At 48.7% G+C, this 26,186-nt stretch carries 22 protein-coding genes and 1 pseudogene; 12 read left to right on the forward strand and 11 right to left on the reverse strand.

Annotated features, from left to right (window positions below; genetic code table 11):
* Window positions 1–258: 258 nt before the first annotated feature.
* A complete protein-coding gene (locus tag ACO0K4_RS08560) occupies window positions 259–1,137 on the forward strand; it encodes an HDOD domain-containing protein (RefSeq protein ID WP_422956287.1) in 879 nt (292 codons plus the stop codon).
* Between the two features lie 123 nt (window positions 1,138–1,260).
* Here the strand turns inward: ACO0K4_RS08560 and ACO0K4_RS08565 are convergent, their stop codons facing one another.
* The 6 genes from ACO0K4_RS08565 to prpB all read right to left on the reverse strand — a co-directional run bounded on the left by ACO0K4_RS08565 (window position 1,261) and on the right by prpB (window position 10,553).
* On the reverse strand, window positions 1,261–1,734 hold the full coding sequence (locus ACO0K4_RS08565; RefSeq protein WP_422956196.1) for a cache domain-containing protein: 474 nt from the start codon (window positions 1,732–1,734) through the stop codon (window positions 1,261–1,263).
* A 152-nt stretch (window positions 1,735–1,886) separates the two neighbouring features.
* The gene (locus ACO0K4_RS08570) at window positions 1,887–3,776 is read right to left on the reverse strand and encodes a propionate--CoA ligase (protein ID WP_422956197.1); all 1,890 of its coding nucleotides are present in this window, start codon (window positions 3,774–3,776) and stop codon (window positions 1,887–1,889) included.
* Window positions 3,777–4,194: 418 nt separating this feature from the next.
* Window positions 4,195–5,385 carry a 2-methylaconitate cis-trans isomerase PrpF gene (prpF, locus tag ACO0K4_RS08575; RefSeq protein ID WP_422956198.1) on the reverse strand — a complete coding sequence of 397 codons (1,191 nt, stop codon included), beginning with the start codon at window positions 5,383–5,385 and terminating at the stop codon, window positions 4,195–4,197.
* 65 nt (window positions 5,386–5,450) lie between these two features.
* Window positions 5,451–8,042: a Fe/S-dependent 2-methylisocitrate dehydratase AcnD gene (acnD, locus tag ACO0K4_RS08580; RefSeq protein ID WP_422956199.1), complete on the reverse strand. Its 2,592-nt coding sequence runs from the start codon at window positions 8,040–8,042 to the stop codon at window positions 5,451–5,453.
* A gap of 284 nt (window positions 8,043–8,326) precedes the next feature.
* Window positions 8,327–9,478 (reverse strand): bifunctional 2-methylcitrate synthase/citrate synthase, encoded by a 1,152-nt coding sequence (gene prpC, locus ACO0K4_RS08585; protein ID WP_422956200.1) that lies wholly within the window; start codon window positions 9,476–9,478, stop codon window positions 8,327–8,329.
* Between the two features lie 184 nt (window positions 9,479–9,662).
* The gene (prpB, locus tag ACO0K4_RS08590) at window positions 9,663–10,553 is read right to left on the reverse strand and encodes a methylisocitrate lyase (RefSeq protein WP_422956201.1); all 891 of its coding nucleotides are present in this window, start codon (window positions 10,551–10,553) and stop codon (window positions 9,663–9,665) included.
* A gap of 322 nt (window positions 10,554–10,875) precedes the next feature.
* Here prpB and prpR point away from each other — a divergent pair, with 322 nt between their 5' ends.
* Genes prpR through ACO0K4_RS08610 form a run of 4 tightly spaced genes read left to right on the forward strand, consistent with a single transcriptional unit; the run spans window position 10,876 to window position 14,567 of the window.
* Window positions 10,876–12,522 (forward strand): propionate catabolism operon regulatory protein PrpR, encoded by a 1,647-nt coding sequence (prpR, locus tag ACO0K4_RS08595; protein ID WP_422956202.1) that lies wholly within the window; start codon window positions 10,876–10,878, stop codon window positions 12,520–12,522.
* Between the two features lie 54 nt (window positions 12,523–12,576).
* Window positions 12,577–12,957: a response regulator transcription factor gene (locus tag ACO0K4_RS08600; protein ID WP_422956203.1), complete on the forward strand. Its 381-nt coding sequence runs from the start codon at window positions 12,577–12,579 to the stop codon at window positions 12,955–12,957.
* Window positions 12,958–13,569: a chemotaxis protein CheX gene (locus ACO0K4_RS08605; protein ID WP_422956204.1), complete on the forward strand. Its 612-nt coding sequence runs from the start codon at window positions 12,958–12,960 to the stop codon at window positions 13,567–13,569. It begins immediately after the preceding gene.
* Window positions 13,569–14,567: a diguanylate cyclase gene (locus tag ACO0K4_RS08610; protein WP_422956205.1), complete on the forward strand. Its 999-nt coding sequence runs from the start codon at window positions 13,569–13,571 to the stop codon at window positions 14,565–14,567. The genes ACO0K4_RS08605 and ACO0K4_RS08610 overlap by 1 nt, the downstream gene beginning before the upstream one ends.
* Before the next feature lie 85 nt (window positions 14,568–14,652).
* On the opposite strand, the gene ACO0K4_RS08615 is transcribed toward ACO0K4_RS08610, so the two are convergent.
* On the reverse strand, window positions 14,653–16,110 hold the full coding sequence (locus tag ACO0K4_RS08615) for an esterase/lipase family protein (protein WP_422956206.1): 1,458 nt from the start codon (window positions 16,108–16,110) through the stop codon (window positions 14,653–14,655).
* Between the two features lie 200 nt (window positions 16,111–16,310).
* Here ACO0K4_RS08615 and ACO0K4_RS08620 point away from each other — a divergent pair, with 200 nt between their 5' ends.
* The 6 genes and pseudogenes from ACO0K4_RS08620 to ACO0K4_RS08645 all read left to right on the forward strand — a co-directional run.
* Complete coding sequence (locus ACO0K4_RS08620; protein WP_422956207.1) at window positions 16,311–17,177, forward strand: putative selenate ABC transporter substrate-binding protein; 867 nt, start codon at window positions 16,311–16,313, stop codon at window positions 17,175–17,177.
* Between the two features lie 16 nt (window positions 17,178–17,193).
* Complete coding sequence (locus tag ACO0K4_RS08625) at window positions 17,194–18,045, forward strand: phosphonate ABC transporter ATP-binding protein (RefSeq protein ID WP_422956208.1); 852 nt, start codon at window positions 17,194–17,196, stop codon at window positions 18,043–18,045.
* Between the two features lie 13 nt (window positions 18,046–18,058).
* Window positions 18,059–18,916, forward strand: a complete 858-nt coding sequence (locus ACO0K4_RS08630; protein ID WP_422956209.1) for a PhnE/PtxC family ABC transporter permease — start codon at window positions 18,059–18,061, stop codon at window positions 18,914–18,916.
* Window positions 18,913–19,746: a phosphonate ABC transporter, permease protein PhnE gene (gene phnE / locus ACO0K4_RS08635; protein ID WP_422956210.1), complete on the forward strand. Its 834-nt coding sequence runs from the start codon at window positions 18,913–18,915 to the stop codon at window positions 19,744–19,746. Before ACO0K4_RS08630 ends, phnE begins: the two co-directional genes overlap by 4 nt.
* A 91-nt stretch (window positions 19,747–19,837) precedes the next feature.
* Window positions 19,838–20,299 carry a GNAT family N-acetyltransferase gene (locus ACO0K4_RS08640; protein WP_422956211.1) on the forward strand — a complete coding sequence of 154 codons (462 nt, stop codon included), beginning with the start codon at window positions 19,838–19,840 and terminating at the stop codon, window positions 20,297–20,299.
* A gap of 141 nt (window positions 20,300–20,440) precedes the next feature.
* Window positions 20,441–20,689 (forward strand): annotated as a pseudogene (locus tag ACO0K4_RS08645) (DUF5329 family protein); the annotation flags it as partial.
* Between the two features lie 94 nt (window positions 20,690–20,783).
* Here the strand turns inward: ACO0K4_RS08645 and ACO0K4_RS08650 are convergent.
* The 4 genes from ACO0K4_RS08650 to ACO0K4_RS08665 are packed head-to-tail and all read right to left on the reverse strand — an operon-like array spanning window position 20,784 to window position 24,757.
* Window positions 20,784–21,962, reverse strand: coding sequence for an alginate O-acetyltransferase AlgX-related protein (locus ACO0K4_RS08650; RefSeq protein ID WP_422956212.1), 1,179 nt, complete (start codon window positions 21,960–21,962; stop codon window positions 20,784–20,786).
* A 9-nt stretch (window positions 21,963–21,971) separates the two neighbouring features.
* A complete protein-coding gene (locus ACO0K4_RS08655) occupies window positions 21,972–23,345 on the reverse strand; it encodes an MBOAT family O-acyltransferase (RefSeq protein WP_422956213.1) in 1,374 nt (457 codons plus the stop codon).
* Between the two features lie 38 nt (window positions 23,346–23,383).
* Window positions 23,384–24,040, reverse strand: a complete 657-nt coding sequence (locus ACO0K4_RS08660) for an alginate O-acetyltransferase AlgF (protein WP_422956214.1) — start codon at window positions 24,038–24,040, stop codon at window positions 23,384–23,386.
* 57 nt (window positions 24,041–24,097) lie between these two features.
* Window positions 24,098–24,757 carry an SGNH/GDSL hydrolase family protein gene (locus ACO0K4_RS08665; RefSeq protein WP_422956215.1) on the reverse strand — a complete coding sequence of 220 codons (660 nt, stop codon included), beginning with the start codon at window positions 24,755–24,757 and terminating at the stop codon, window positions 24,098–24,100.
* 472 nt (window positions 24,758–25,229) lie between these two features.
* On the opposite strand from ACO0K4_RS08665, the gene argF reads away from it, so the two are divergent.
* Window positions 25,230–26,153, forward strand: a complete 924-nt coding sequence (gene argF / locus ACO0K4_RS08670) for an ornithine carbamoyltransferase (RefSeq protein WP_422956216.1) — start codon at window positions 25,230–25,232, stop codon at window positions 26,151–26,153.
* The last annotated feature ends 33 nt before the right edge of the window (window positions 26,154–26,186 follow it).

Genomic DNA, 26,186 nt, shown 5'->3' on the forward strand with positions numbered 1-26,186 from the left:
GCAATAATCACCATACTCATTGACCTGCAACTACAAGTCGCTCAGAATGAGATGGTGATTAATCAGTTGTGCAATCAGTTGAGCAATCAACTACGCGCCTGATAGCCTAGTAGCTGGTCAGTTAGCTCGAAATGTGATGGCGTAATTTTATTGATGAAACAACGCAAGATGTCATAAATGCGTGTTTGAATTCTCAGTGAAATAACAGGTCCGGCCATGCCGGTGTATATGTCTATCAATGCCAATATGAATTCTGCCATGGATAAAACGGAAGCTCTCAATAGTATCGTTGCCGAGGCCAATCGGGGAGAGTTGGTGTTCTCTACCAATGTGACGGCATCCCTTAAAATTCAACAAGCATTAGATGCGCCTGATTGCAGCGCAGATACCGCAGCCAAGCTGGTCATGAATGAGCCTTTGCTGTCTGCCCGTGTTGTCGCCATTGCCAATTCTGTTGCCTACAACCGCGGCAACGACGTCACTAATGTCAAATCGGCAATTGCCAGGCTTGGTTTCCGCACGTTGCGCTCAATTGTCGCTACCCTGGTTGTACGCCAGCTCGCCGGTGCCAGTAAGAACCCTGAAACCCGCGCCAAGGCCAATCAGCTTTGGGAGCATACTGCTCAGGTCGCTGCTCTCTCACAAGTAATCGCCCGCCGTATTACCAAACTCGATCCGGATACCGCCATGTTCGCCGGTATTGTGCATGAGGTTGGTGGCTTTTATTTGTTATCAAGAGTCGAAGAATTCCCCTGCTTGCTCGATAACAAACCAGACCCTTTGGCTAGCGACCTGCCTGCCTTTTCAGATACGATTATTGAGTCGACAGAAGAAACGCCTGAGACCATCATCGGTCGAGTCGTTTTAAAGAACCTGATGTTGCCACAACCGGTATTGGATGCCGTAGAAGCGCTCTGGTTCGGCTTACGCGCTATGCCGCCAGAAACACTCGGTGATACCCTGTTGCTGGCAAACGAACTCGCCTCCATCCGCTCACCACTCGAAATGCGCTTTGAAACTGAGCCAAATCAATATGCGTCAGAAATCGATTTCGTCGTCGGCGATGGCACATTAAACAGCATTCTCGAGGAATCGGAAGAAGAGGTCAGATCCTTGACTGCTGCCTTGTTAGCCTAGCATTTTTACTGGCAATGACCGATATTGTTTACACTTTCTCGAAAAAAAACCTCCAGAGCCTGGAGGTTTTTTTATCCTATACGACGATTTAATCAGGTTGTTTGACCGGGTTACTCGATCAGCTTATTTAACCAGATAAGTTCCGACACAGACCATAGTCTCGCCTTCGCCTTTTTCACAATACGATTTTTTCAATTCGTATTCAGTGGTATTGGGATTGGTGAATTTGTAAGGCCCATACCAACCCTTTTGTTTGTCCTTTACCACGTTGATCATCCCTTGGATAAAGGCGTTACCGTCAACATCTTTCAAACCAACGAGATTTTTTCCAACCATCTTGGGATTGGCTCCCTGAGCTAAACAATTCCCTTTGAAATCATAGACAAAAATATACAGATCTCTGTCTTTAAATGCACCACCCGGATGTTCTGTAAAAGTCGCATAAGCTTTCTCTGCTCCCGCAGACTTAATCAATGCCACGGCCTTTTTTACCATCGCCTCAGCTTCGGGTTCAGAGCCGCGATCTGCTCCCATAACCGAACTGGCGAGCAAGACATTAAGTGCAATGCATGCGGCTACTTTAGACAAAATTTTCATGTCTACTCCCTTAGGATATGAATGGTATTTAAGTATTGACTTTCAGTTGCTAGTAATCAAGAGAACTAATGTTAAATTCTGTCAATTTGCAAACATATTTCCTCATATTCAGCAATATTTTTGCAACGCACAAAATATCCGGGTACGGCTAGTCAACATTGCAATGCCAGCTTAATTTGCTGTAAAGAAACTGGATCTTCAATCGTGGTCAAGTCACCTGCATCACGCCCTTCGCAAATCGCCTGAATCGAACGGCGCAACAATTTACCAGAACGGGTTTTAGGCAAAGTGCTCACAAAGTGAACGCGTGACGGACGCGCTACTGCGCCTAATTGTTTATCCACGACGGCCATGATTTCAGCTTCCAGTGCGCGTTTTGCCTCTTCATTAATCACCATATCAGGATACCTCAAAATCGCAAAAGCAACCGCAACCTGCCCCTTGAGTTTATCCTCAACACCGACCACCGCCACCTCAGACACGTGTGGATGACTTGAGATGCTTTCTTCGATCTCGCGAGTGCCAAGTCGGTGACCAGCGACATTAATCACGTCATCGGTACGTCCAAGAATAAAATAGTAACCGTCGGCATCTTTAATACCCCAGTCAAATGTCGAATACAACTGTGCATGCGAGAAATTGCTCCAGTAGGTTTGCACAAAGCGCTGATCATCACCATAGACTGTTTGCATGCATCCAGGCGGTAGCGGTCCTTTGATCGCGACGACACCTTTTTCATTAGCAGCACATTCTTCGCCTGTCGATTCATTGATAATCTGGACGTCATAGCCGTACATCGCCACCCCCGGGCTACCTAAGCGGGTAGCTCTATTCTCAATACCACGGGCGATGGATAAAATTGGCCAGCCTGTTTCTGTCTGCCAGTAATTATCAATAACCGGCACGCCAAGCTCAGTCGCAATCCAGCTGGACGTTGTCTCATCCAAGGGCTCACCCGCAAGATATAAGGCCTTCAGCGAAGATAAATCATATTTTTTCATCAACTCTGGCGGGTGTTTTTTTAGAACGCGAATCGCCGTCGGTGCAGAAAACATCCGTGTGACTTGATATTTCTCGACGATGCTCCACCAAATTCCTGCGTCAGGACGAACCGGTGTTCCTTCATACATGATCGTCGCCATACCAGCGATCAAAGGCCCGTACACAATGTAGGAGTGGCCGACAACCCATCCGATATCAGAGGTAGCGAAATAGGTTTCTCCTGGATTACCACAATAAATATGCTTCATTGACGATGCCAAAGCAACCGCATAGCCTCCGACATCTCGCTGCACCCCTTTTTGTTTGCCGGTTGTGCCCGAGGTATACAAGATATACGAAATCGCATTTGATTCCAGCCAAGTAACCGGCACCGTCGCATGCAAATACTGCTCGCGCAAACTCGCGTAATCAACGTCCCGCCCGGCCACCAGAGTCATCGGATCCAAACCACGGTTCACGAGCAAGACATGTTGTGGCTGATGCGCTGCAGCCGCAATCGCCTCGTCCAGTAAAGGCTTATATGGCACGGCCTTGCCGCCTCGCATACCGGCATCTGCCGACACGATCAGAACGGGTTGCGCATCATCGATACGAGTTGCCAGGCTTTTCGCTGCAAAACCGCCAAACACAACGGAATGTACAGCGCCAATTCTGGCACAGGCCAGCATGGCAAATGCGGCCTCCGCAATCATCGGCATATAGATCAAGACACGGTCGCCCTGCTTGACACCTAACGACAACATCATCGCGGCCATGCGCTGTACTTCTGCTTGTAATTCAGCGAAGCTAAATACTTTCTCGGAATTCGTTTCTGTGGAAATGGCAATCAATGCTGGCTTATCGGCTTGCGTTACAACCCAGCGATCAACTGCATTGTGACAGAGGTTGGTTTTGCCGCCGACAAACCATTTTGCGAAAGGTGGACGAGTGTAATCAAGGACTTGCGTGTACGGCTCCGCCCAGTCAATCAATTGCGCTTCTTGATCCCAAAAGGTCTGGGGATTGTTGATCGATTTTTTATAGAAGTCTGCGAAATTCATAGTGTCTCCAACTGAGGATGTGTACGTCAAATGTGCGTCAAAACTGGGATTGCCAAATTAAGATCCAAATTGATGCCAAAAATTGAAACGACTTTATTTCTTATTTTTTTCGCCCCTCGGCTGCTAAGGCTTTATTTTTTAATTTCAAAAAAATGAACGATCTCAGCAAAGAAAATCTTCAATCATCGCTGCCATCAGCTACCTGCAGTGTAGGGTAAACAAAATTCAAGGCACAGCAGTTCCCTCACCACATTGCACTCACATTGCGGTGTATCAAATTCTGCATCGTTCAGAACGAATTAAAAAAGCTGGCGTCTGTTATGTCGTATTGCCATTATTGGCCAAGAGCATCCATAAGACGGTCAACAGTTCAGAGACTTGTTCTGTTTTTATAAACCGTCATACCGGCCATGTCACATCAAAATACGTCGCCCGGCACACGCACCCAACCTTCCATCAAAATACGTGCACTGCGGCTCATGATGGCCTTCTTCACAGCCCATTCTCCATTGACTTGCGTAGCCTCTGCGCCAACGCGCAAAGTACCGGAAGGATGGCCGAAACGCACTGCCGTCCGGTCGCCACCGCCTGCGGCAAGGTTGACCAGTGTGCCAGGTATCGCAGCGGCAGTGCCGATCGCCACTGCTGCGGTACCCATCATGGCATGATGTAATTTGCCCATCGACATCGCTCGTACTAACAAATCGATATCGGCAGCGGCTACTTGTTTTCCGCTGGATGACGCATAATCAGCCGGCTTAGCGACGAAGGCGACCTTCGGTGTGTGCTGACGATTCGCTGCCTCATCAATATGTTTAATCAGCCCCATACGAACTGCGCCGTAGGCACGGATGGTTTCAAATTTAGTCAATGCGGCGGCATCGCTATTAATCGCATCTTGTAACTCGGTTCCTTTGTAGCCGATAGCGTCTGCATTCACAAAAATGGTCGGAATACCGGCGTTGATCATCGTCGCTTTGAGTGTGCCAACCCCCGGCACCTCCAGATCATCGACCAGGTTCCCGGTTGGGAACATAGAACCACCAGCGCCGTCTTCATCGGCTGCCGGATCGATAAATTCTAGCTGCACTTCCGCTGCCGGAAAGGTCACGCCGTCAAGTTCAAAATCACCAGTCTCTTGTACTTCACCATTGGTAATCGGTACATGCGCAATGATAGTCTTGGCGATATTCGCTTGCCAGATGCGAATGACGGCAACACCGTTTTGTGGAACACGACTTGTATCCACCAATCCTGCACTGATCGCAAAAGAGCCAACGGCTGCAGACAGATTGCCGCAGTTGCCACTCCAGTCAACAAAGGCTTTATCAATAGCAACCTGACCGAACAAATAATCTACATCGTGATCGGCCTTGCTACTTTTAGAAAGGATGACTGTCTTGCTGGTACTGGAGGTCGCAGCACCCATGCCGTCAATCTGTTTCCCGTAAGGATCAGGACTACCGATCACGCGTAAGAGCAAAGCATCACGCGCGGTACCAGGAACTTGCGCTACTGCGGGCAAATCCTGCAAGCGAAAAAATACACCCTTGCTGGTGCCACCACGCATATACGTCGCGGGAATTTTGATTTGTGGGACGTAGGTCATGCTGATTCCTATTGATCTTTGCGGCATTTAATACAGCAGGATGCGCATGGCACACCCTGCCCTTCTTATATGGCTTTTGTTGATTCAAGAAAATCCTGAGCAAAACGCTGTAACACGCCGCCTGCTTCGTAAATCGACACTTCTTCCGCTGTATCCAGGCGACAAGTCATCGGTACTTCGATACGTTCGCCATTGTTACGGTTGATCACCAGCGTCAAGGTTGCACGAGGTGTGCGCTGTCCAATAACATCGAAAGTTTCTGTACCATCAATTTGTAAAGTCAAGCGATTGACGCCCGGTTTAAATTCCATTGGTAACACACCCATGCCGACAAGATTGGTGCGATGAATACGCTCGAAACCTTCTGCTGCAATTGCTTCTACACCGGCCAGACGTACGCCTTTGGCTGCCCAGTCACGCGAAGAACCTTGTCCATAATCCGCTCCAGCGACGATGATTAGTGGCTGTTTGCGCTCCATATAAGTCTCTATCGCTTCCCACATACGGGTGACCTTGCCCTCTGGTTCGATACGTGCCAGTGAGCCGGCTTTGACCTTGCCGTCCTCTAGCACCATTTCATTTTTCAATGTCGGGTTAGCAAAGGTAGCTCGCTGTGCCGTCAGATGATCTCCGCGATGGGTTGCGTAAGAGTTGAAGTCCTCTTCTGGCAAACCCATTTTTGCGAGATAAGCACCGGCGGCGCTGTCGAGCATAATGGCGTTCGATGGTGATAAGTGATCGGTCGTAATGTTGTCGCCTAACACAGCTAATGCACGCATCGCTGTCATGGTGCGCGGTGCCGCAAGTGCGCCCTCCCAATAAGGCGGACGACGGATATAAGTGGTTTGTGGACGCCAGTCATAAAGCGGACTGACCTTCTCACCGTCATCGAGCTGGATCGCAAACATTGGATCGTAGACCTTACGGAATTGCTCAGGCTTAACGCTGGATTTAACGATAGCGTCAATTTCTTCATCGCTTGGCCAGATATCTTTCAGGCGAATTTCTTTACCATCGACGACAGTCAACACATCTTTTTCAATATCAAAACGCACCGTGCCGGCAATCGCGTAAGCGACGACTAAAGGTGGTGAGGCAAGGAAAGCTTGCTTCGCATAAGGATGAATACGTCCATCGAAGTTGCGGTTACCCGACAACACTGCAGTCGCATACAAATCGCGGTCAATAATCTCTTGCTGAATGACAGGATCAAGTGCACCGGACATACCGTTGCAGGAGGTACAAGCATAGGCAACAACGCCAAAACCGAGCTTCTCTAAATCACCCATCAAGCCTGCTTCTTCCAGATACAAAGTCACTGCTTTAGACCCAGGCGCAAGCGAGGATTTGACCCACGGCTTACGCGTCAATCCAAGTTTGTTGGCATTGCGTGCCAACAAAGCAGCCGCGATCACGTTGCGCGGATTGCTGGTGTTGGTGCAACTGGTAATCGCGGCGATGATGACTGCGCCGTCCGGCATCTGACCCGGCACATCATCCCATTTGCCTGCGATACCTTTGCTGGCTAAATCCGTCGTAGCAACGCGTGCATGCGGATTGGAGGGGCCAGCCATATTACGCACTACGGAAGACAAATCAAATTTCAGTACACGCTCATACTCAGCGGTCTTTAAACTGTCTGCCCACAAGCCCGTGTGCTTAGCATACGTCTCTACCAACTTGACTTGCTCATCTTCACGACCAGTCAATTTCAGATAATCGATGGTTTGCTGGTCAATGGAAAACATCGCTGCGGTCGCGCCATACTCCGGTGCCATATTGGAAATCGTTGCACGGTCACCGAGCGTCAGTGCGGCCGCTCCTTCCCCATAAAATTCGAGATACGCACCGACCACTTTTTGCTTGCGCAAGAACTCCGTCATGGCAAGCACGACGTCAGTGGCAGTAATGTTGGGCTGCGGACGACCGGACAGTTCTACGCCGATAATATCTGGCAAACGCATCCACGAAGCACGGCCTAACATCACGTTTTCGGCTTCTAAACCGCCAACACCGATCGCCAGTACACCCAGGGCATCGACGTGTGGTGTGTGACTGTCAGTACCAACCAGCGTATCGGGGAAAGCGACACCGTCTTTGATCTGAATCACCGGTGACATGCGTTCCAGATTGATTTGATGCATGATGCCATTACCCGGAGGGATCACATCGACATTCTTGAACGCTTTTTTAGTCCAGTTGATGAAGTCGAAACGATCTTCATTGCGACGGTCTTCAATCGCCCGATTTTTATTGAACGCATCGGGATCAAAACCACCACATTCCACTGCCAGAGAATGATCGACGATCAGTTGCACAGGCACCACAGGATTGACCTTGGCCGGATCACCACCGTGGTCCGCAATCGCATCACGCAAACCCGCCAGATCAACCAGCGCAGTTTGTCCAAGAATATCGTGACATACCACACGAGCCGGAAACCATGGAAAATCCAGATCGCGTTTACGCTCAATGAATTGTTTCAATGAGTCGCTCAGCGTCGCCGGATCGCAACGACGGACCAGATTCTCGGCAAGAACACGAGAGGTGTAAGGTAGCTTATCGTACGCACCAGGCGCAATTGCATCGACCGCAGCACGCGTATCAAAATAATCCAGCGCAGTGCCTGGCAGGTGTTTGCGGAATTGAGTGTTCATTATATTGTCCAAATTAATCAATCAAGACCTCTCGACACAGAGGCACAGAGACACCGAGGAGGAGCAAGCACAAGAGAAAATCAATTTACTTCTAGAACGAGCTTCTAAAATCAGGGCTTACGCAAAATGAAGCGCTGTTTACTACCATTCACATTGAATTGAAAGGCCGGATGAAAAAGCTCAAACCAACTCTCAGAACAGCAGTGAGCCAATGCTTTTTTGCCTTTGTTGTTCCTCTGTGTCTCTGTGCCTCGGTGGTGAGAGGTCTTCAATACATTCAAAATTTACTTACGGTCTTTCAGTGCCACAAATTGCAAATCTTCAGGACCAACATAATTTGCGCTTGGACGAATGATTTTATTATCGATACGCTGTTCAATGATGTGAGCTGCCCAACCGGAAGTACGCGCAATCACGAACAGCGGTGTGAACATGGCGGTAGGAACACCCATCATGTGATACGACACGGCAGAGAACCAGTCCAGATTCGGGAACATTTTTTTGATGTCCCACATCACCGTTTCCAAGCGCTCTGCGATATCAAACATTTTGGTGGAGCCTGCCTCGACCGACAACTGACGTGCAACTTCCTTGATGACCTTGTTACGGGGATCAGATACGGTGTAGACCGGATGTCCGAAGCCGATCACGACTTCTTTATTTTCTACTCGTTTTTTGATGTCGGCTTCTGCCTCATCCGGATTGTCGTAACGTTTCTGGATTTCAAACGCGACTTCATTGGCACCGCCGTGTTTTGGACCGCGCAAAGCACCAATGCCACCGGTGATGGCGGAATGGATATCAGAGCCAGTACCAGCGACCACACGGCAAGTAAATGTGGATGCGTTGAACTCGTGCTCTGCATACAAAATCAGCGAGGTATGCATGGCTTTTTCCCAAGATGCGCTTGGCTTTTGACCATGCAACAGGTGCAGGAAATGTCCACCGATAGAATCGTCGTCCGTCTCTACATCAATCCGCTTACCGTTGTGACTGAAGTGGTACCAGTACAGCAACATGGAACCGAGAGATGCCATTAATTGGTCGGCAATATCGCGTGCGCCCGGTGTATTGTGATCCTCTTTTTCTGGCAAGGTGCAACCCAAGACCGATACACCAGTGCGCATCACATCCATAGGGTGGGCGGACGCTGGCAAAGCTTCCAACGCTGCTTTCATATTGGCGGGCAAACCGCGCAAGGATTTCAGCTTGTTTTTGTAGGCTTTCAGTTCAGCGATGTTAGGCAATTTGCCGTGCACCAGCAAATGCGCGATTTCTTCAAATTCGCAGGTATCAGCGACATCCAGAATGTCGTAGCCGCGGTAGTGCAAATCGTTACCGGTTTTGCCTACGCTGCACAGTGCAGTGTTACCGGCGGCAACACCAGACAAGGCAACGGATTTTTTTGGTTTAAAAGGAACGGCGGCTTCTGTCATGAGATTCTCCTTTATGAGATTTGTGCTTTATAAAATATACTAAGACATACCAAGTCATACTAATACATACTCTTACCCAGTATTTTTTTAAACACCAATAAAAACATGCGGAATAGGCTAGTTTTTAATAAAAAAAGGGGAGTATGTTAATTTTTAGTAGGTATATTAATTTCTGTGATGCGTTTTATTTAGATTTTTGCTGGGCGAATAAGGCATCCAGCTTTTGCTCAAAATCGTGATAATTGATGCGCTCATACAATTCCATGCGTGTCTGCATCGTATCGACTACCGCTTTTTGCGAGCCGTCACGACGAATCGCGGTATACACATTTTCTGCCGCCTTATTCATGGCACGGAAAGCAGACAAGGGATATAGCACCAGACCAACATCGACTGCAGCCAGTTCTTCCACGCTGTACAACGGTGTTGCACCGAATTCGGTAATGTTCGCCAGGATAGGGACTTTGACCGCGTTTGCGAATTGCTTGTACATCGCAAGCTCTGTAATCGCCTCCGGAAAAATCATGTCCGCACCAGCCTCGACACACATTTGTGCACGCTCAATCGCTGCATCCAGCCCCTCGACTGCCAAAGCGTCAGTACGCGCCATAATCACGAAACTGTCGTCGGTACGCGCATCGACGGCAGCTTTGATGCGATCGACCATTTCTGACTTGCTGACGATTTCTTTGCCAGGACGGTGACCACAGCGTTTCGCGCCAACCTGATCTTCAATGTGCATCGCTGCTGCGCCGAACTTGATCATGGACTTGACCGTACGTGCTACGTTAAAAGCAGAGGAACCAAAACCCGTGTCCACATCGACCAGCAAAGGCAGATCACACACATCGGTAATCCGGCGCACGTCAGTCAACACATCGTCCAGATTAGAGATACCCAGATCTGGTAAGCCCAGAGAACCCGCAGCGACACCGCCACCGGACAGGTAGATCGCTTTAAAGCCGGCACGTTTTGCCAGTAAGGCGTGATTCGCATTGATCGCACCAACCACCTGCAAGGGCGATTCTTCTTGCATGGCTTTACGGAACGCAGCACCTGCGGAGAGTTGACTCATGTTCTTACCTTTCAAAATAGGGTTTTGCTGGGTGAGCTTATTGCAATCAGCGTGCCAGTTTTACAAAGACAACATCACTACTGTGAAAATATGAGGCGGATCAAGGACTTAAGCACGTCATCTGGATGCTCCAAAGGGAAAACAATTCGCTATTGACTGACTTTTGTTTCATAATGACGTTTAATTTGAAACATTTTTTAAAACAATGAAACATTTAACATGGAAATTTGAAACATTCTCAATCTCGCTTTGACAGAGAGGTTCGTTTTAACCATCGCAAGCATCTTTAGCCTCCTCCAAAAAAACTTCACCTCAGACCATCATGCGGCCACAAACACCGATTCCTCGCGACGCCAATGACAAACCCGTCATCTGGACGGTATCCATTTCGCGACTATTCGATTTATTTCGCGACATCATGGTCGAATATGATGCCAGCGCGACGATTGAACCCATCCACATGGGTTTTGAAGAAGCAGCACAACATCTGCGAGAACGTCTGCAAACCGAGCGTTGCGATGCGGTGATTGCTGCCGGATCCAATGGCGCGTATCTCAAAAACCGTTTGCCCGTCCCTGTCGTGATCGCAAAAGCCAGCGGCTTCGATGTCATGCAAGCACTCGCCAGAGCACGCCGGGTCTCCCCAGACATTGGCCTGATCACGTACCAGGAGACGATGCCGGAACTGGTCGACTTTAAAAACACCTTTGGCTTCAAACTCGAGCAACGGACTTATGTTACGGAAGAAGATGCTCGCGCCCAGATCAGTGAACTCAAGGCTAAGGGTATTAAAGCCATCGTGGGTGCTGGCTTAATTACCGATCTGGCAGAGGAAGCAGGTTTGACGGGCATTTTCATGTATTCCGCAGAATCGATACGTCAGTCCTTTGAGGACGCCCTGGAAATCGCCCGCTTGACACGCCTGGAGTCCGCACGCGGACGCCAACATCCTGCGGCCGAATCGCTAAGGGCACGGCATGGACTAGCTGATTTGCGCGGTGAATCCCCTGCCATGCAAAGTATGCGGCAATCAATCATGCTGTTCGCCCGTTCCCCGGCGACAGTGCTGATACAAGGTGAAACCGGCACCGGCAAAGAACTGGCAGCACAAGCCATGCATAAAGAAAGCCCGCGTGCGCGTCATCCTTTTGTGGCGGTCAACTGTGGTGCGATTGCCGAATCGCTGCTGGAATCAGAGTTATTCGGTTATGAGGACGGCGCGTTTACCGGATCCCGGCGTGGCGGTCATGCAGGCTTATTCGAGGCAGCGCATCGTGGCACCTTATTTCTGGATGAAATCGGTGAAATGCCTTTAAGCCTGCAAACCCGGCTGTTACGCGTTCTGGAGGAAAGAGAAGTCGTCAGGGTAGGTGGCGTCCGCCCTATTCCTGTCGATGTCAGGATTATCAGTGCAACGCATTGCGACCTCGATGTACTTATCGGCGAGAGTCGCTTCCGGTCAGACTTGTTTTATCGGCTGGCTGTACTACGCTTACAACTACCGCCGTTACGTGAACGCAAAGAGGATCTGGTGCCATTAGCAGAATGGTGTATCAAGCATGCGCTGGCATCTTTGGGAAGCCGTCCCCATGCCAATCTGCATGCCGAGGTTCTCGCCTGCGGCACACTGCTAGCGCAATATCAATGGCCCGGCAACGTCAGGGAATTGCGCAATATGATGGAACGCTTAGCCTTGTTCCTGGCGGCTGAACCACTGCAGGCACTAACGACTAGCCTGCTAATAAAAATTGCACCAGAAATTTTAACAAGCAAACAAGAAAATACTAATTTGTCAGGAAAAAAGAATCCAGATATCGGTGAACGGAATCTAAAAGCTGATGTGGCTGATATTTCCTTATGGCAAGTTATGGAGCAATTTAAACACAATCGCGATGATGTCGCCCGGCATTTAGGCATTAGCCGAACTACGTTGTGGCGGAAGTTAAAGAATGTAAACAAGGTGTTTTAGAAATTTCTTTCGGTTAAAATCAATCTACATAATAACAACCAAGATGACACCGCAATGAGCCAAGATCAAACACAAAAAAAACTCCTGATCGTCGATGACAGCAAAGTCTCTCGTATGGTCATACGTGCTCACATCAAAAGTAAACACGATGACTGGGAAATTCTCGAAGCATCGAATGGCGACGAAGCGATTGCCCTGGCAGACAAAGAGGCTCCTGATTTTTGTACCATGGATATCAACATGCCAGGCATGCTAGGAACAGATGCGGCGGAAATGATACTGAGCAAACATCCAGACATGCGCATCGTTGTATTTTCCGCAAATATTCAAGAAACTTTTCAAAGCCGCTCAAATAAGCTTGGCGCCACTTTTGTTGCTAAGCCGGTTACCGAAAAATCCATTGCCTTAGCGTTGGCGTACTTCTTGGAAAATTAAGTGAATTCTTTAACTGAAATTCATCTCGACGCCCTCACCGAAGTTTTTAATATTGGCGCCGGACGAGCAGCGGCCAGCTTGAGTGAAATCGTCGGCGATGAAGTGAAGTTATCGGTTCCTAAAGTCGAAGTCAGAAAAACTTCTGAAATCAGTGCCTCGGTCTTATCATTTGAGGGGGATCGCTTTGGCGCGGTCATGCAAGAATTCACTGGCCCCTTCGACGCGGAAGCATTGCTACTATTTACCGAAGATCATGCGCTTGAAATTGTAAGAGACATGATGAGCTCGCAAATGAGCATCGAAGAACTGGCAGAATTCGAACAGGAGGCTATGTGCGAACTAGGCAATATCATTCTGAATGCCTGTCTGTCTGCCGTGGCAGATATGCTGGATATTTCATTTAATAGTTCATTACCAAATTACACAGTCGCATCAGCAGACGAATTATTTAAACGCATCAGACATACATCTGGTCATCCGTATATTTTAGTATTACATATCGATCTAGCAATAGAAAAACGTCACTCTGAAGGTCACCTGATCTTTTTACTGAGTTCTGCGTCGTTGAAAAATCTTGTACAACAAATCGATCGTTTTTTAGGTAATATTTAATGAAGCATCCAGAGAAATTGACCGGCGAGAAGGCTGGCCAAATCTTTAACGCCATCAATATGGGACTTATATTGATTGATGCGAATGAACACATTTTGATGTGGAATGACTGGATGGTCAAACATAGCATGATCGATAGCGAGACAGCATTACAAAAAACAATCTCAGATGTATTTAGCGATAAACCTAGCGCGGCATTTCTGACCTCGCTCCGAAATACGATCAATTACGGCTTACCTGCAGTCCTTTCCAATGCCTTACATCGCTCACCTCTGCCACTCTTCGATCCCAGTGAATTGAGTGAGGATCCAGGCCGCATGCATCAGTCCATCACGATTACGCCCATTTCTGCCAGCCCCGATGAAACTCACTGCCTGATCCAGATCGTGGACTCGAGCGCGTCCATCAAACGTGAAAAGATGTTGCGCTCTCATTCAGAAATTCTGAAAAAAGAAGCGACTACCGACAGCCTGACCGGTATCTATAATCGCCGCTTTTTTGATGAACATTTTAAGATAGCGATGGGTCACTCAAAGCGGCAAAAACTTCCACTCTCCGTGTTTATGGTGGATATCGATTTTTTCAAGCAATACAACGATTACTATGGTCATGTTGCTGGAGATAAGACGCTAATTAGAGTAGCGCAGACCTTAAAATCGCAATTAGTCAGAGCAACTGACATCGTTGCCCGCTATGGCGGTGAAGAGTTCATTCTGATGCTGCCAAATATGCCGGAAGATCTCGCGATGCAATTCGCCGAAAAATTACGCGCGGCAGTCTGGGAATCAGCGATCCCCCATCTCAAATCCCGCATCAGCGAACATATCAGCGTCAGTATCGGTGTCAGCACCTACCTGCTAGGAGAGGATGTCGCTATACCTCATTTACTAGAAGCGGCAGATACGGCGCTTTATAAAGCAAAGCAAAATGGCCGCAACGGTTGCTGCTATATGAATGCAAAATCCATCGCTGACCTGGTAGCACCAGATAAAGTCTAGCGTCCGCTTGCATACAAACATGGAGAGTAACTAAGGTCAAAGCATACTGAATCTGCGGCCTTCTACCAGCTACCTCCCCATTACCCTAAGCAACTGGAGTCAGCTTGAAGACGTTGGCATTTGGAATACGCGGAATAATGATCTGCAAGAAATGTGTTGAATTCCGTTTCAACCATCGCTGCTGATTCTCGCTTAAGAAATGAAGTGGAATCTGCATCGCAGACCCCACTTTCTCCCGCTCAAAATAATTGATATTGTTGCCCGGCGATGCTGCCGAGATCGACATATTCAATACCTGCTCAGTTCCTTTTGGCAGCAAGGGGTAGTAGCCTTCCATCAAATCGGTACGGTCGAAATACAAATTCCGTAGTGCCGGATTTTGCGAATTAGTTTTTACATCCTCAATGACATTGGCATGCAGGTAGACATTAGCATCTGTGTTATTGCGTTTGGTATCGGCAAAAAACTCCAGAAAATAATCCGTCACCGGCTTACCCTGATCATCGACGACATTGCAGTTCACTTGCAGGTATTGATGAAAAAACTCCGGCTCCTCCGTCGTCGTTTTACTCAGTGCCGCAGTTGCCTCACTGAGATCATGCCATTGCGTTTGTAATAACTGGTAGGTCGCGAAACTGTCACAACTCAATGCCTGCAAAATCACTTGTCCCAATTGCGCCAGTTGCTCTGGCGTCTCCGCAATATCTTCATGATTCGATGTCTCTGCTCGATCGGGATCGATAATCGACCCGTGTGTACGCGTCGGCAGAACCGCTAATGGAATATCGCTCTGCAAGCGGCTTGCCCAGTTAGTGATTGCCTTTGATAAATCCGCCTCACGAAAATCAATCGTCACACCTTGCGCATTCAAGTTCGCGGCACATGCTCTGACAGTGCCGTCAGCACCGTTCTCATTCACAATCTGGCGCAATAAACTGGCATAAGGATGAGTGCCAACAATAACAAACGGCCAGACCTTATCGTCACCATAGAATTGCACGGGATTAGCAGCATCCAGCGCCTCCGGACCAACCAGAATATCGCGTTGCGCCAGCTCCCACTGGTAAGGTGAGGCGAGTTCAAGATCATTTAACATCGACTTACCGGTCTGAAACCAGTTGTTGTATCCCTTCACTAGCCGCCCTAAAAAACTCTTACCGGTTGCCGCAAGTTTGGAACCGTAATTCGCGGGTGCCAGCATGACCAGGCGTTTCATCGGACACTGTTCAGCACGTCCTTTGTAATGGGTCGTCAGCCACTCACGGGCGACTAAACCACCGGTGCTATGCACAATCACATCAAAACTCGCTGCCAGCTGGCCGGTTTGCATCAACTCGTCAATCACTTCTGCCATACGCTTACCAACGTCCGCAACACGCACATCGTCATCCATAGAAATATAGTCCCCGAGCCAGAGCTGTTTGGCCTGGTAGTTATTTTTTTCGAGGAATTCTGCAAGAGTATGAAAAGACTTGGACGTATCGCTCCAGCCGTGAATGATGAGTACCTGCCGCTGGGCAGCATTAATGAGGTTTGCTGGCATGAGAGGTCTCCTGTTTTAAATAGTTATCTGATTCAAACATGATAGTCAATTTGCATGACTTTTGTTTAACTTTTTTAAAATTCCTTTATTCCCGTCTACTGTCATCCAGCTCGTTCAGAATGACCCAGAAGTATTTGTCTTTGCATTCACTGTCTTTCCAGTCAAAATACGCGTTCTCTGCCCTTACCAGGAACATCATCATGCACTTCTCACCTGCCCGTCGTTTATTTCATGTTTTAGCTGCTGCCGGATTACTGTCACTCTCCAGCCTCAGTCTTGCTCAACAGGTGTTGCGCGTCTCAGCGATCCCCGATGAGGCACCGACAGAATTGCAGCGTAAATTCAAACCTTTAGGTGCTTATCTGGAAAAGAAATTGGGGATGAGGGTCGAATTCACTCCGGTCACAGATTACGCAGCATCGGTTGAAGGATTGATCAACAATAAACTCGATATGGTGTGGTTCGGTGGCTTTACTTTTATTCAGGCCAAGGTGCGCAGCAAAGATCAGGTAATCCCTCTGGTGCAGCGAGAAGAGGACGAAAAATTTAAATCGGTGTTCATCACGACGAAAACGGACATCAATAAATTAGATGATTTGAAAGGGAAGACATTTACCTTCGGTTCTGAATCATCGACCTCTGGTCATCTGATGCCGCGCTCCTATTTGCTCGCGGCAAAAATCAATCCTGATACCGACTTAAAACGTATCGCTTTTTCAGGCGCGCATGACGCTACCGTGGCTGCGGTATCGGGCGGCAAAGTCGATGCCGGCGCCTTGAATATCTCTGTCTGGGAAAAACTGGTGGCGCAAAGCAAAGTCGACACGAAGCAAGTCCGGGTGTTCTACACCACGCCTGGCTACTTTGATTACAACTGGACAGTACGCGCTGATATGCCTGCGGAATTACGGAAAAAAATTACTGATGCCTTCCTGTCACTGGATGCCAGCAAGCCTGAAGATAAAGAGATTTTGGATCTGCAACGTACTAGTCGCTTCATTACCACCAAGGCAGATAACTACAAAGCGATTGAGGCTGCTGCTCACAACGCAGGCCTATTGAAATAAGGCGACTCTCATTCACATGATGTTGCAACTACAAAATGTATCCGTACATCATCCAGCATCCACCACACAGCATGCGGCTGCATTAAGCGATCTGACTCTGAGTGTTCATGCTGGTGAGCAGATTGCGCTGATCGGCCCTTCAGGCGCGGGCAAGACGACATTGCTACATACGCTGGCATGTGCGTACAAGCCAGCGCAGGGCAGCTATCAATTATTCGATCAGCAGCCCTGGTCTCTGTCTGAACACGCAAGGCATGCGTTGCGCCATCGTCTGTTTCTCGCGCCACAAACGCCTCCGCTGCCACCACGTCAACGCGTTGTTACAACCGTGCTGGCAGGACGTTTGCCATCCTGGTCTCTATGGCATGCCCTGCGAAATATAATCAAGCCGATGGAACCGGAAATCGCATTCGATGCACTGGCTCGCTTTCATCTGCAACACAAGTTGTATGAGCGTGTTGACCGGCTGTCAGGTGGTGAACGTCAGCGTTGCGGCCTGGCCCGCTTGCTATTGTCTGATGCAAATCTGCTGCTGGTTGATGAGCCATTATCTGCACTTGATCCCACCTTAGCAATTCATACGCTACACACGCTGCAACAGGAAGCCCGTGAGCGCAATGCTGCCCTGATTTGTAGCCTGCATCAGGTCGATCTGGCACGCAAACATTTCAAACGTATTATTGGCTTGCGAGATGGAAAAATCGTGTTTGACAGTGAACATGTCACTGATGACATGATCGCTGCACTTTATGCCAATACCCAGAATGATGAGCACACCGACACTGTTGCCAGCTCGTGCTTAACAGATGGCGTAATCGCCAATGCACCGGCCGTCGCTGCCGTCATTCATGATTCTCGTTGCCTCTAAACGCATGAAACGTATGAGGCAATCGCAACCCGGTCTAAAAAATCAGTCTGGTAGTATGCCCGGGCATGATCCTGCCTGGCGACAGCGCTTAACATTTTCTTTGCTAGGTTTGTTCCTGCTCTGGCCCATCCTGGTTGCCACTGAATTTAAACCATGGTTGCTGGCGGATGCGCAAAGTCTGGATGCCGCCGGGCGTTTTTTAGCGGGATTTTTTCCACCTGCTCATGATGCCGAATTTCTCTGGATCGTTCTTGAAGCAAGCTGGCAAACCATCGCCATGGCAACCGCAGGAATGACACTGGCATTTGTTCTTGCGGTTCCGATGACACTGATCGTCACGGAGCATCTGTCGATTTCGCGTATCGGCACAGGACGCATGCGTCTTCTGGCGATACTGATACGACAAATAGTGCGCTGGCTACTTGTATTGTTACGCAGTGTGCCGGAACTGGTCTGGGCGCTGTTACTCGTCAGGATAGTCGGCCTTGGTGCTACGGCAGGTGTACTGGCAATTACGCTGACCTATTGCGGTATGTTGGGCAAAGTGTATGCAGAAATCCTGGAAGCCAGCGATGCGCATACGAGCAATACGCTGTTGCAAAATGGCGCTAGCAGGCTCTCTGCGTTCCTCTATGGTGCTTTGCCGAATGCGGCAGCAGAGCTAACGTCCTATACGATCTATCGCTGGGAATGTGCAATACGCGGCTCGGTGGTGATGGGCTTTGTCGGCGCTGGTGGTCTGGGTCAACGAATGGATGAGTCCATGAAAATGCTGTCCGGCGCAGAGGTATCAACAATGCTGATCGTCTTTGTTATGCTGGTCGCCGTCGCCGATGTCGTCAGCAAATTATTCAGAGAGCGCCTGCAATGAGTGCATCCCGTTCATCCCGCTCTTCCACCTTAGTAGTACGAACCGACCTGCCATCGCCATCGAAGCGCATGAGTGTGCCAATGCTCACTTTTATTATTGTATTGGCGATCCTGATCGTGAGCAGTTTTTATACGCTGCACATGAATTGGTCAGCCCTATTTTCAGATAACGCAGTCAAGACGTCCTGGGAATTCCTGCAAGGGTTTGCGCCCCCGGACTTATCTCCGGCATTATTGACCAAGACCTTTTTTGCCGCATTTGAAACACTGGCAATGTCTGCCCTAGGAACACTCCTGGCAGCCATGGCAGGCCTTTGTCTGGCGATTCCAGCCAGTGGGCGCTTCGGTGTGGTGGCGATGCGCTGCATTCGTTTGCTGTTAAATATTGCAAGGGCGATTCCCGAATTAGTCTGGGCATCCATCATGCTGATTGCAGCAGGCTTGGGGCCGTTTGCCGGAACAATCGCGCTCGCAGCGCATACGGCAGGTGTACTCGGCCGGCTCTTTGCAGAGGCGCTGGAAAATGCACCGAATCACGCTGCGATGACTCTTAGGATGAATGGCGCAAGCATACTGAGTAGTTTTTTATACGCAACCCTGCCTCAGGCATTGCCTCAAATGTTGTCTTATACCTTGTACCGCTGGGAAAATAACATTCGCGCTGCGGCGATCTTAGGGGTGGTCGGTGCCGGCGGTCTCGGACAAATGTTGAAATACCATTTATCTCTGTTTCAGATGCAAACTGCGGCTACTGTGATCATCGCCATGCTATTGTTAGTCGCCATGGTTGACGCATTGAGTTTTTCTCTCAGGCGTTGGCTGGTGCATTAATGAATGCCCATCAAATTTCGGTCTTATGTCTACACATTTTTCTATCAGGCTTGCTTCAAGTGACGATGCTCCGTGCATTGCAGCACTGGGTATGCAAGTATGGCTGCGCACCTATGCAACTACAGGAATATCAACACCCATTGCGAATTACGTACTAAAGGAATTCACCGAAGATCGTTATCGCCAGTTGATTGCGGACACGAAAAAACAATTGATGATTGCTGAAGTCGATGGATATCTCGTGGGTTACGTAATCATCGGCCTGGGCAATACGTTTACGAATGTTCATGTAGAAGTTGAAAAACTCTATGTTCAGGAATATTTTACCGGTCAAGGGATAGGCAAGGCTTTACTCGCATCATCGCAACTCACGGCATATAACTATTGTGCGAGTTCATCGGTATGGCTCACCGTGAACGCAAAAAATCAGAATGCCATAGCGTTCTATAATCAACTCGGATACAGGCATGAGGGTGATACTGATTTTGTACTGGATGGCATCAAATATAAAAATTATGTGATGGTTGTGCGGCCTCACAACAATCAGTCCTGAATCTAATTCGATATGAAAACCCTCTATCTCTCGTCCTTAAGTTCAATCTTGCTCTCGCTATCTTGCTGGTCTCAGGCAACCCCTCTGAATCCGACAAGCAAACATGAGATTACCCATCTGCTCACGTAGGTAGCGCAATCAGGATGTCAGTTAAACCGAAATGGAAGCTGGTACACCTCGCAAGAAGCGAATGCGCATTTGAATAAAAAATATCAATACTTGCTGGATAAAGATCTGATTTCGACCGCTGAATCTTTTATTACTAAAGCGGCCACCGAAAGCAGCATGAGTGGTAAGGCTTACCTGGTGAAATGCCAGGCTAACGCTCCCGTGGAGAGCGCTAGCTGGTTAAGGACAGAGTTGCTCCGATATCGTCAGGCATCACATTAGGTGTGCTATTTAAGTGCCGCGATTAATTGTGACGATACAGACGTCACGCATATGTCCACATATCGACACAACTGTTTAGATACTGTAGGCGCCGCTATTTTTTCTTGGCTGAAAAATAAGCAATCCATTTTTGCTCGGATGGCGTTAGGGGTTTTGGCAGCATACGCTCCGGCACTTCCCACAATACGACTTTTGGCGGGCTTTGCTGAAAGGTCTTACCGCTCAGGTAGGCCATTGCTGCCCCTTCAAAATTTCCACCATCCTTGGCAAAATTAGCGACTGGTGCGCCCAGGTGATAACTTAAAAACGGTACGAAATTCGATGCCCGCGAAAATGATGTGCCGACCAATGCCACCGTAGGCAAACCAATATCGCCGAATAAATCATCACCGGCAGCATCTGCGGAATCTGTCGCGCTGGCGCTGGCTACTATCGTAGTCAACTGTGCAGTCTCAGCTTTTGGACGCAATATCGCGGGTAAACCATCGAGATTAGCTACGCGCAACAAGTCGCCAGAACGGTCTATGACTTTACTCTTAAGCGCAGCAGGATCAGGCGCAACCGCAGGGGCCGCGTGCAGCTTCTCCGCATGCAAATGAGCAGCAATGGCTGCTGCTGATGCGTTGGAACCGATTTCATTCCAGTGCGAATCCGTCCGGTAGTAGCGCTCGCCTGAAGTTGCCATTAAGGCTGGCGCCAGATTGATCGTATCGACACCCGTTTTTTTCAGTTGATCAACCCAACTATCCAGACGTGATGCAAAACTGGCTGGGCGGTGCAATCCGCACAGATGCGCTTGCTCGATTCTTGACTTATCAGGTACGACAGCAACGACTAACTGGATTCCACGAGCTTTCAAATCTTTCGCCAGGTTACTGACGATACCAGCTCTGGCCAGCGCCGATTTTTCCGCATCTGGAAATACCTCTAATTCATCGCTGAGAAAAAACCAGTCTTGACAACCCATGCGCACGGCAGTCCCGGTATCACCGGCGACGGTCCAGGTCACGGCACGCTCAATCTGGCTAAATACTTTACTCCAGATGAAATGGGCGTTGAGTTGTGCAGAGAACCGTCTGGTGGATTCCCCACCAAACAATTGCTTAGGTTCGCCTACGCCTTTCCACGACTCTGCCGGCACCTTACTCAAGGAAATTACGGTAACGCAAAAACCGGTGAGCATGACAAGCACGAAGGCTAAGGCAGGGACATAAGTGATCCAGGCAGATCGTTTTGATGTGGCAGGGATGGTTGCTGTTTTCAGTTCGGTCATGATGCGTCCTTAAAACTGAAAATACAAAAATGGGATTGCTTTTTGACCAGCCAGCACAATCACACCATAGACAAAAGTAATGATTGGCCAGATTGCGCTCCAGGTTACAGACCCCAAACCACCACGTGCAGCAATCCTTGTCGCAGGATAAGTGACGCACAGCACACCAATCGCAAAAGTCAGCAAAATACTTGGTCGTAGAGCCAGTGCAACAGTGTCGCCCATCGCAAAACCATTCACACCGAACTGACCCGCAAGCATTCCCATTGCCGACGCAAAACCGTCAGTACGGAATACCGTCCAGGCCAGCATCACCACAATCATAGTCAAAGTGCGGGATGCAAAATTTGGCATTGAATATCCGCGCATGGTGAATGCGCGATCACAACATAATGCAGTACCCTGGATAATGCCCCAGATTAAAAAATTCCAGTTATCACCGCCATGCCACAAACCACCGATTGCCATGGTCAGCATCAGGTTGACGTAAGTACGTACTGCTCCATTACGATTGCCACCCAATGCGATGTAGAGATAGTCACGCAACCATGACGATAAGGTCATATGCCAGCGCCGCCAGAAGTCCTGGATAGATACGGCAAGATAGGGATTATTAAAATTCTCTTCGAAGCGGAACCCTAGCATCAGACCCAGTCCGATTGCCATTGCGCTGTAGCCGGCAAAATCAAAATAGAGTTGCAACGTGTAAGCGGCGCATCCTGTCCAGGCATCAACAAAGCTGGGGTTATGCAAACCAAAAGTTAAGGCAACAAATGGGGACAGCGTATCGGCGATCAATACCTTCATCGAAAAACCGATCATGAAGCGACGCACACCCGCAGTAAATTCTGCACTGGAAAAAACTCGCTCACGAAGCTCTTTATCAATGACTTTATAACGCACGATAGGACCTGCAATCAGATGCCCGAACATCGCCATATAAGCACTGAAGGAAATAATGCTGTACTGCGCAGGTACTGTTTTACGACGGACATCGACCACGTACGAGATCGCATGCAATACGGTGAACGAGAGACCGATCGGCAGCATCACGTTTTCCCAGGGAATCAAGGGTAACTCGTGTCCCTTCAGCAGGCTGTTCAGTGACTGCACCACCATATTGGTGTACTTGTACCAGACGAGTGACGCCAGATTCAGAACAATGGTAATAGCCATGATTCGCGTCTTTGAGCGCTCATCACCGGTCTTATCAATCAGGATCGCAGCGCCCCAGGCGAGCACGGTCAGCGCAATAATCAACAGCAAAAACTTGGGCGTCCACCATGCATAAAACAACCAGCTTCCAACCAGCAAGGTGTGGTTACGAAAGCGCTGAGGTGTAATGAGATAGAAAGCAAAAAAAATCGGCAGAAAGAGAGTCAAAAACTCCAGAGACGCGAATACCATGGATCGACTTTCGGTCAGGAATTATTGTCGCGGACAAAGAACGCCTGACGTCCGGCTTTCAATGACAACAGGAAAACGCTATAACGCTCACCCGCTTGCAATTGAGACATATCGATAGCAGTGCCGACCGCCTGTCCATCACAATTAGCCTGCACCGACAGCTTGACCGCGTTAATCAGGCGGCGTTGCAGAGTTGCCGGTTTGACGGTTTCTACGATGGCTGCATTTTTGGCACCGCCGGTTAAACTGGCCGCACTACATTTTTCATCGAGATTTGAAAGGGATACGGAAGAGCGCATCGCGTTAAAATCTGTCGGGGTTTCCCTGACGATCAGTGTTTTGGCCGCAGCATCTTTACCGACCACGGCAATCGTAATAAATTCACCAGGCTTCGCCGTCACTTCGACCGGCAATTTATGGTTGCCAATCTGGACTGTTGCGGATAATTTGCTCCCCGCTTTAACAGGATAAAACCGTGACACCCGCGCATCACCCTGATTACCCAGAGCGATTTTAGCAGCGCCATTGACGACGCTGGCCTTATCGTCACTTGCATTCAGAAAACGTACGAAAGACGAATCTTCGCCGGGGCCAGTTTCATAAAGCTGTATATCTGCGTAAGCAGCAACAGAAACCAGAGTAGCGATGCAAGCGACAATAATTTTTTTCATATTTTCAAGAAAATAAGGTGAGAAGTCAGCGATAAAATACTAGATCAATGCTTAAATTTAACGCTTGATCGTATTCAATACCGCAGGAGCGACGATCGCATTACCGATTGCAGAGCCCCATGATTTATAGCCCGATGAGGTGAAATGCTGACCATCGATTGTTGACCATTCGCCTTGCTTGGACATGGTTTGTGAATCGATATAAGTGCAAGGTGCGACGATATCCGCCATGTAGGTCGACATCTCTTTGGCGCGTGCATAAGTTTTGTTAAACGGACCGCCTTCGGTACCCCAGGCCGGACCGACCCAGACGCAGGCAACACCATTATTTTTCACACCTTTTGTCAAGCGCGACACCTGCTGCCAGATCCATGTTTTTGGCAATTCAGGCTGTGTGTAGGCCGCCATGGTGTCGGCGTTGACCACGACAACCAAATTTGGCTTGTAAGTCTTAATTAATTCGTTAAAAGGACGGGTCGCTGCCTCTGGACCTGTTTTTTGCTCAACAGGACCATCCTTCAGACGTACTGCGCCACCGCATGAGGACTGGGTTTTTACCATCCACTCACCCGCCGCTACACCGCATGCGCCGAAGGAATAGACGACAGCACCTTTATTCATCAGATCATCATGCAATGTCGTGATCAGATAATCCGGTGTCGACATATGGCTATCGCCAATGATCAGGACGGTCAGGCCAGCAAGAAGTGCGCTCATTTTTGTTCCTATCAATTCAATGGGATGTTCAGGGATACTTTCCGGCTTTGAAGCGAAGTCTACACAACGTCAATTACGCGGAAGGAATGTCAGATAACGATTATAAATTTGATGTTCCAATTTGTTACAGTAATACAAGTAAAAAAGCTGAAATTTACGACAAATCACGATAATAATTCACACAATTTCACAAAGGAAATACTACTCAGCTTCATTTATTGTCTTTACAACAGCAAAATATCGGACCATATGCGGATGAGTCATTGGTCCCGGATCAGTTCAGCTGATATCATGAGCCCCCCCAAAAAAACACAAGCACCTGCATTTTTCTTTAATCACCAATCAAATGAAGGCGTAAATGAAGGTGCAAACGAGAATTCCAGAATATCTACGGTAAGAATGAGTAAATACCTTATAATGAACTAGTTATAACAAGCGGCGGCAAAATTTCCTCTTGCCGCCGATTCTATTTATGGCTATCAAACATTTCCTGCAGTTCTCAGACTTCACACTTGCCGAATTCAATTATGTGATGGAGCGCGCCCGCATCATCAAGCGCAAGTTCAAGACTTACGAAACGTATCATCCCCTGCTCGACCGCACGCTGGTCATGGTATTTGAAAAAAATTCCACGCGTACCCGCCTGTCGTTCGAAGCAGGGATGCATCAGCTTGGCGGCGCGGCGATTTATCTGAACACACGCGATAGCCAGCTTGGTCGTGGTGAACCAGTCGAAGATGCCGGTCAGGTCATGTCACGCATGTGTGACATCATCATGATCCGTACCTTTGAGCAGGAAATGATCGAACGTTTCGCCGCCAATTCACGCGTGCCGGTCATTAACGGTCTGACAAATCAGCATCATCCGTGTCAGGTGTTTGCCGATGTGTTCACGTACATCGAACATCGCGGCTCGATTCAGGGCAAGACTGTTGCCTGGATTGGTGATGCCAATAATATGCTGTACTCCTGGTTGCAGGCAGCGCAGATTTTTGATTTTCATCTGAACGTCTCGACGCCTAAAGGCTACGACATTGATCTGTCGTTTGTCGAAGCGGGAAATACGCACTTCACCCTGTTCGACAATCCCTCTGACGCTTGTGTCCAGGTTGACCTGGTTAATACTGACGTGTGGACCAGTATGGGTTACGAAGAAGAAAATCAGGCCCGCCTGAAAGCATTTGACGGCTGGATCGTTGATGAGGCCAAGATGGCACGTGCCAAACCCGACGCCTTGTTCATGCATTGTCTGCCAGCCCATCGTGGCGAGGAAGTATCGGCAGGTGTGATTGACGGTCCACAATCGGTTGTCTGGGACGAAGCCGAAAACCGGTTACATATCCAAAAAGCACTTTTGGAATATCTCGTAGTTGGCAATGTCACCGAGAACGCATAACACTCATTTAAATACCTTTAGTACAAAGAAAGC

Origin of the sequence: Undibacterium sp. RuTC16W, assembly GCF_049339445.1 — a bacterium.
Taxonomy (GTDB): Bacteria; Pseudomonadota; Gammaproteobacteria; order Burkholderiales; family Burkholderiaceae_D; genus Undibacterium.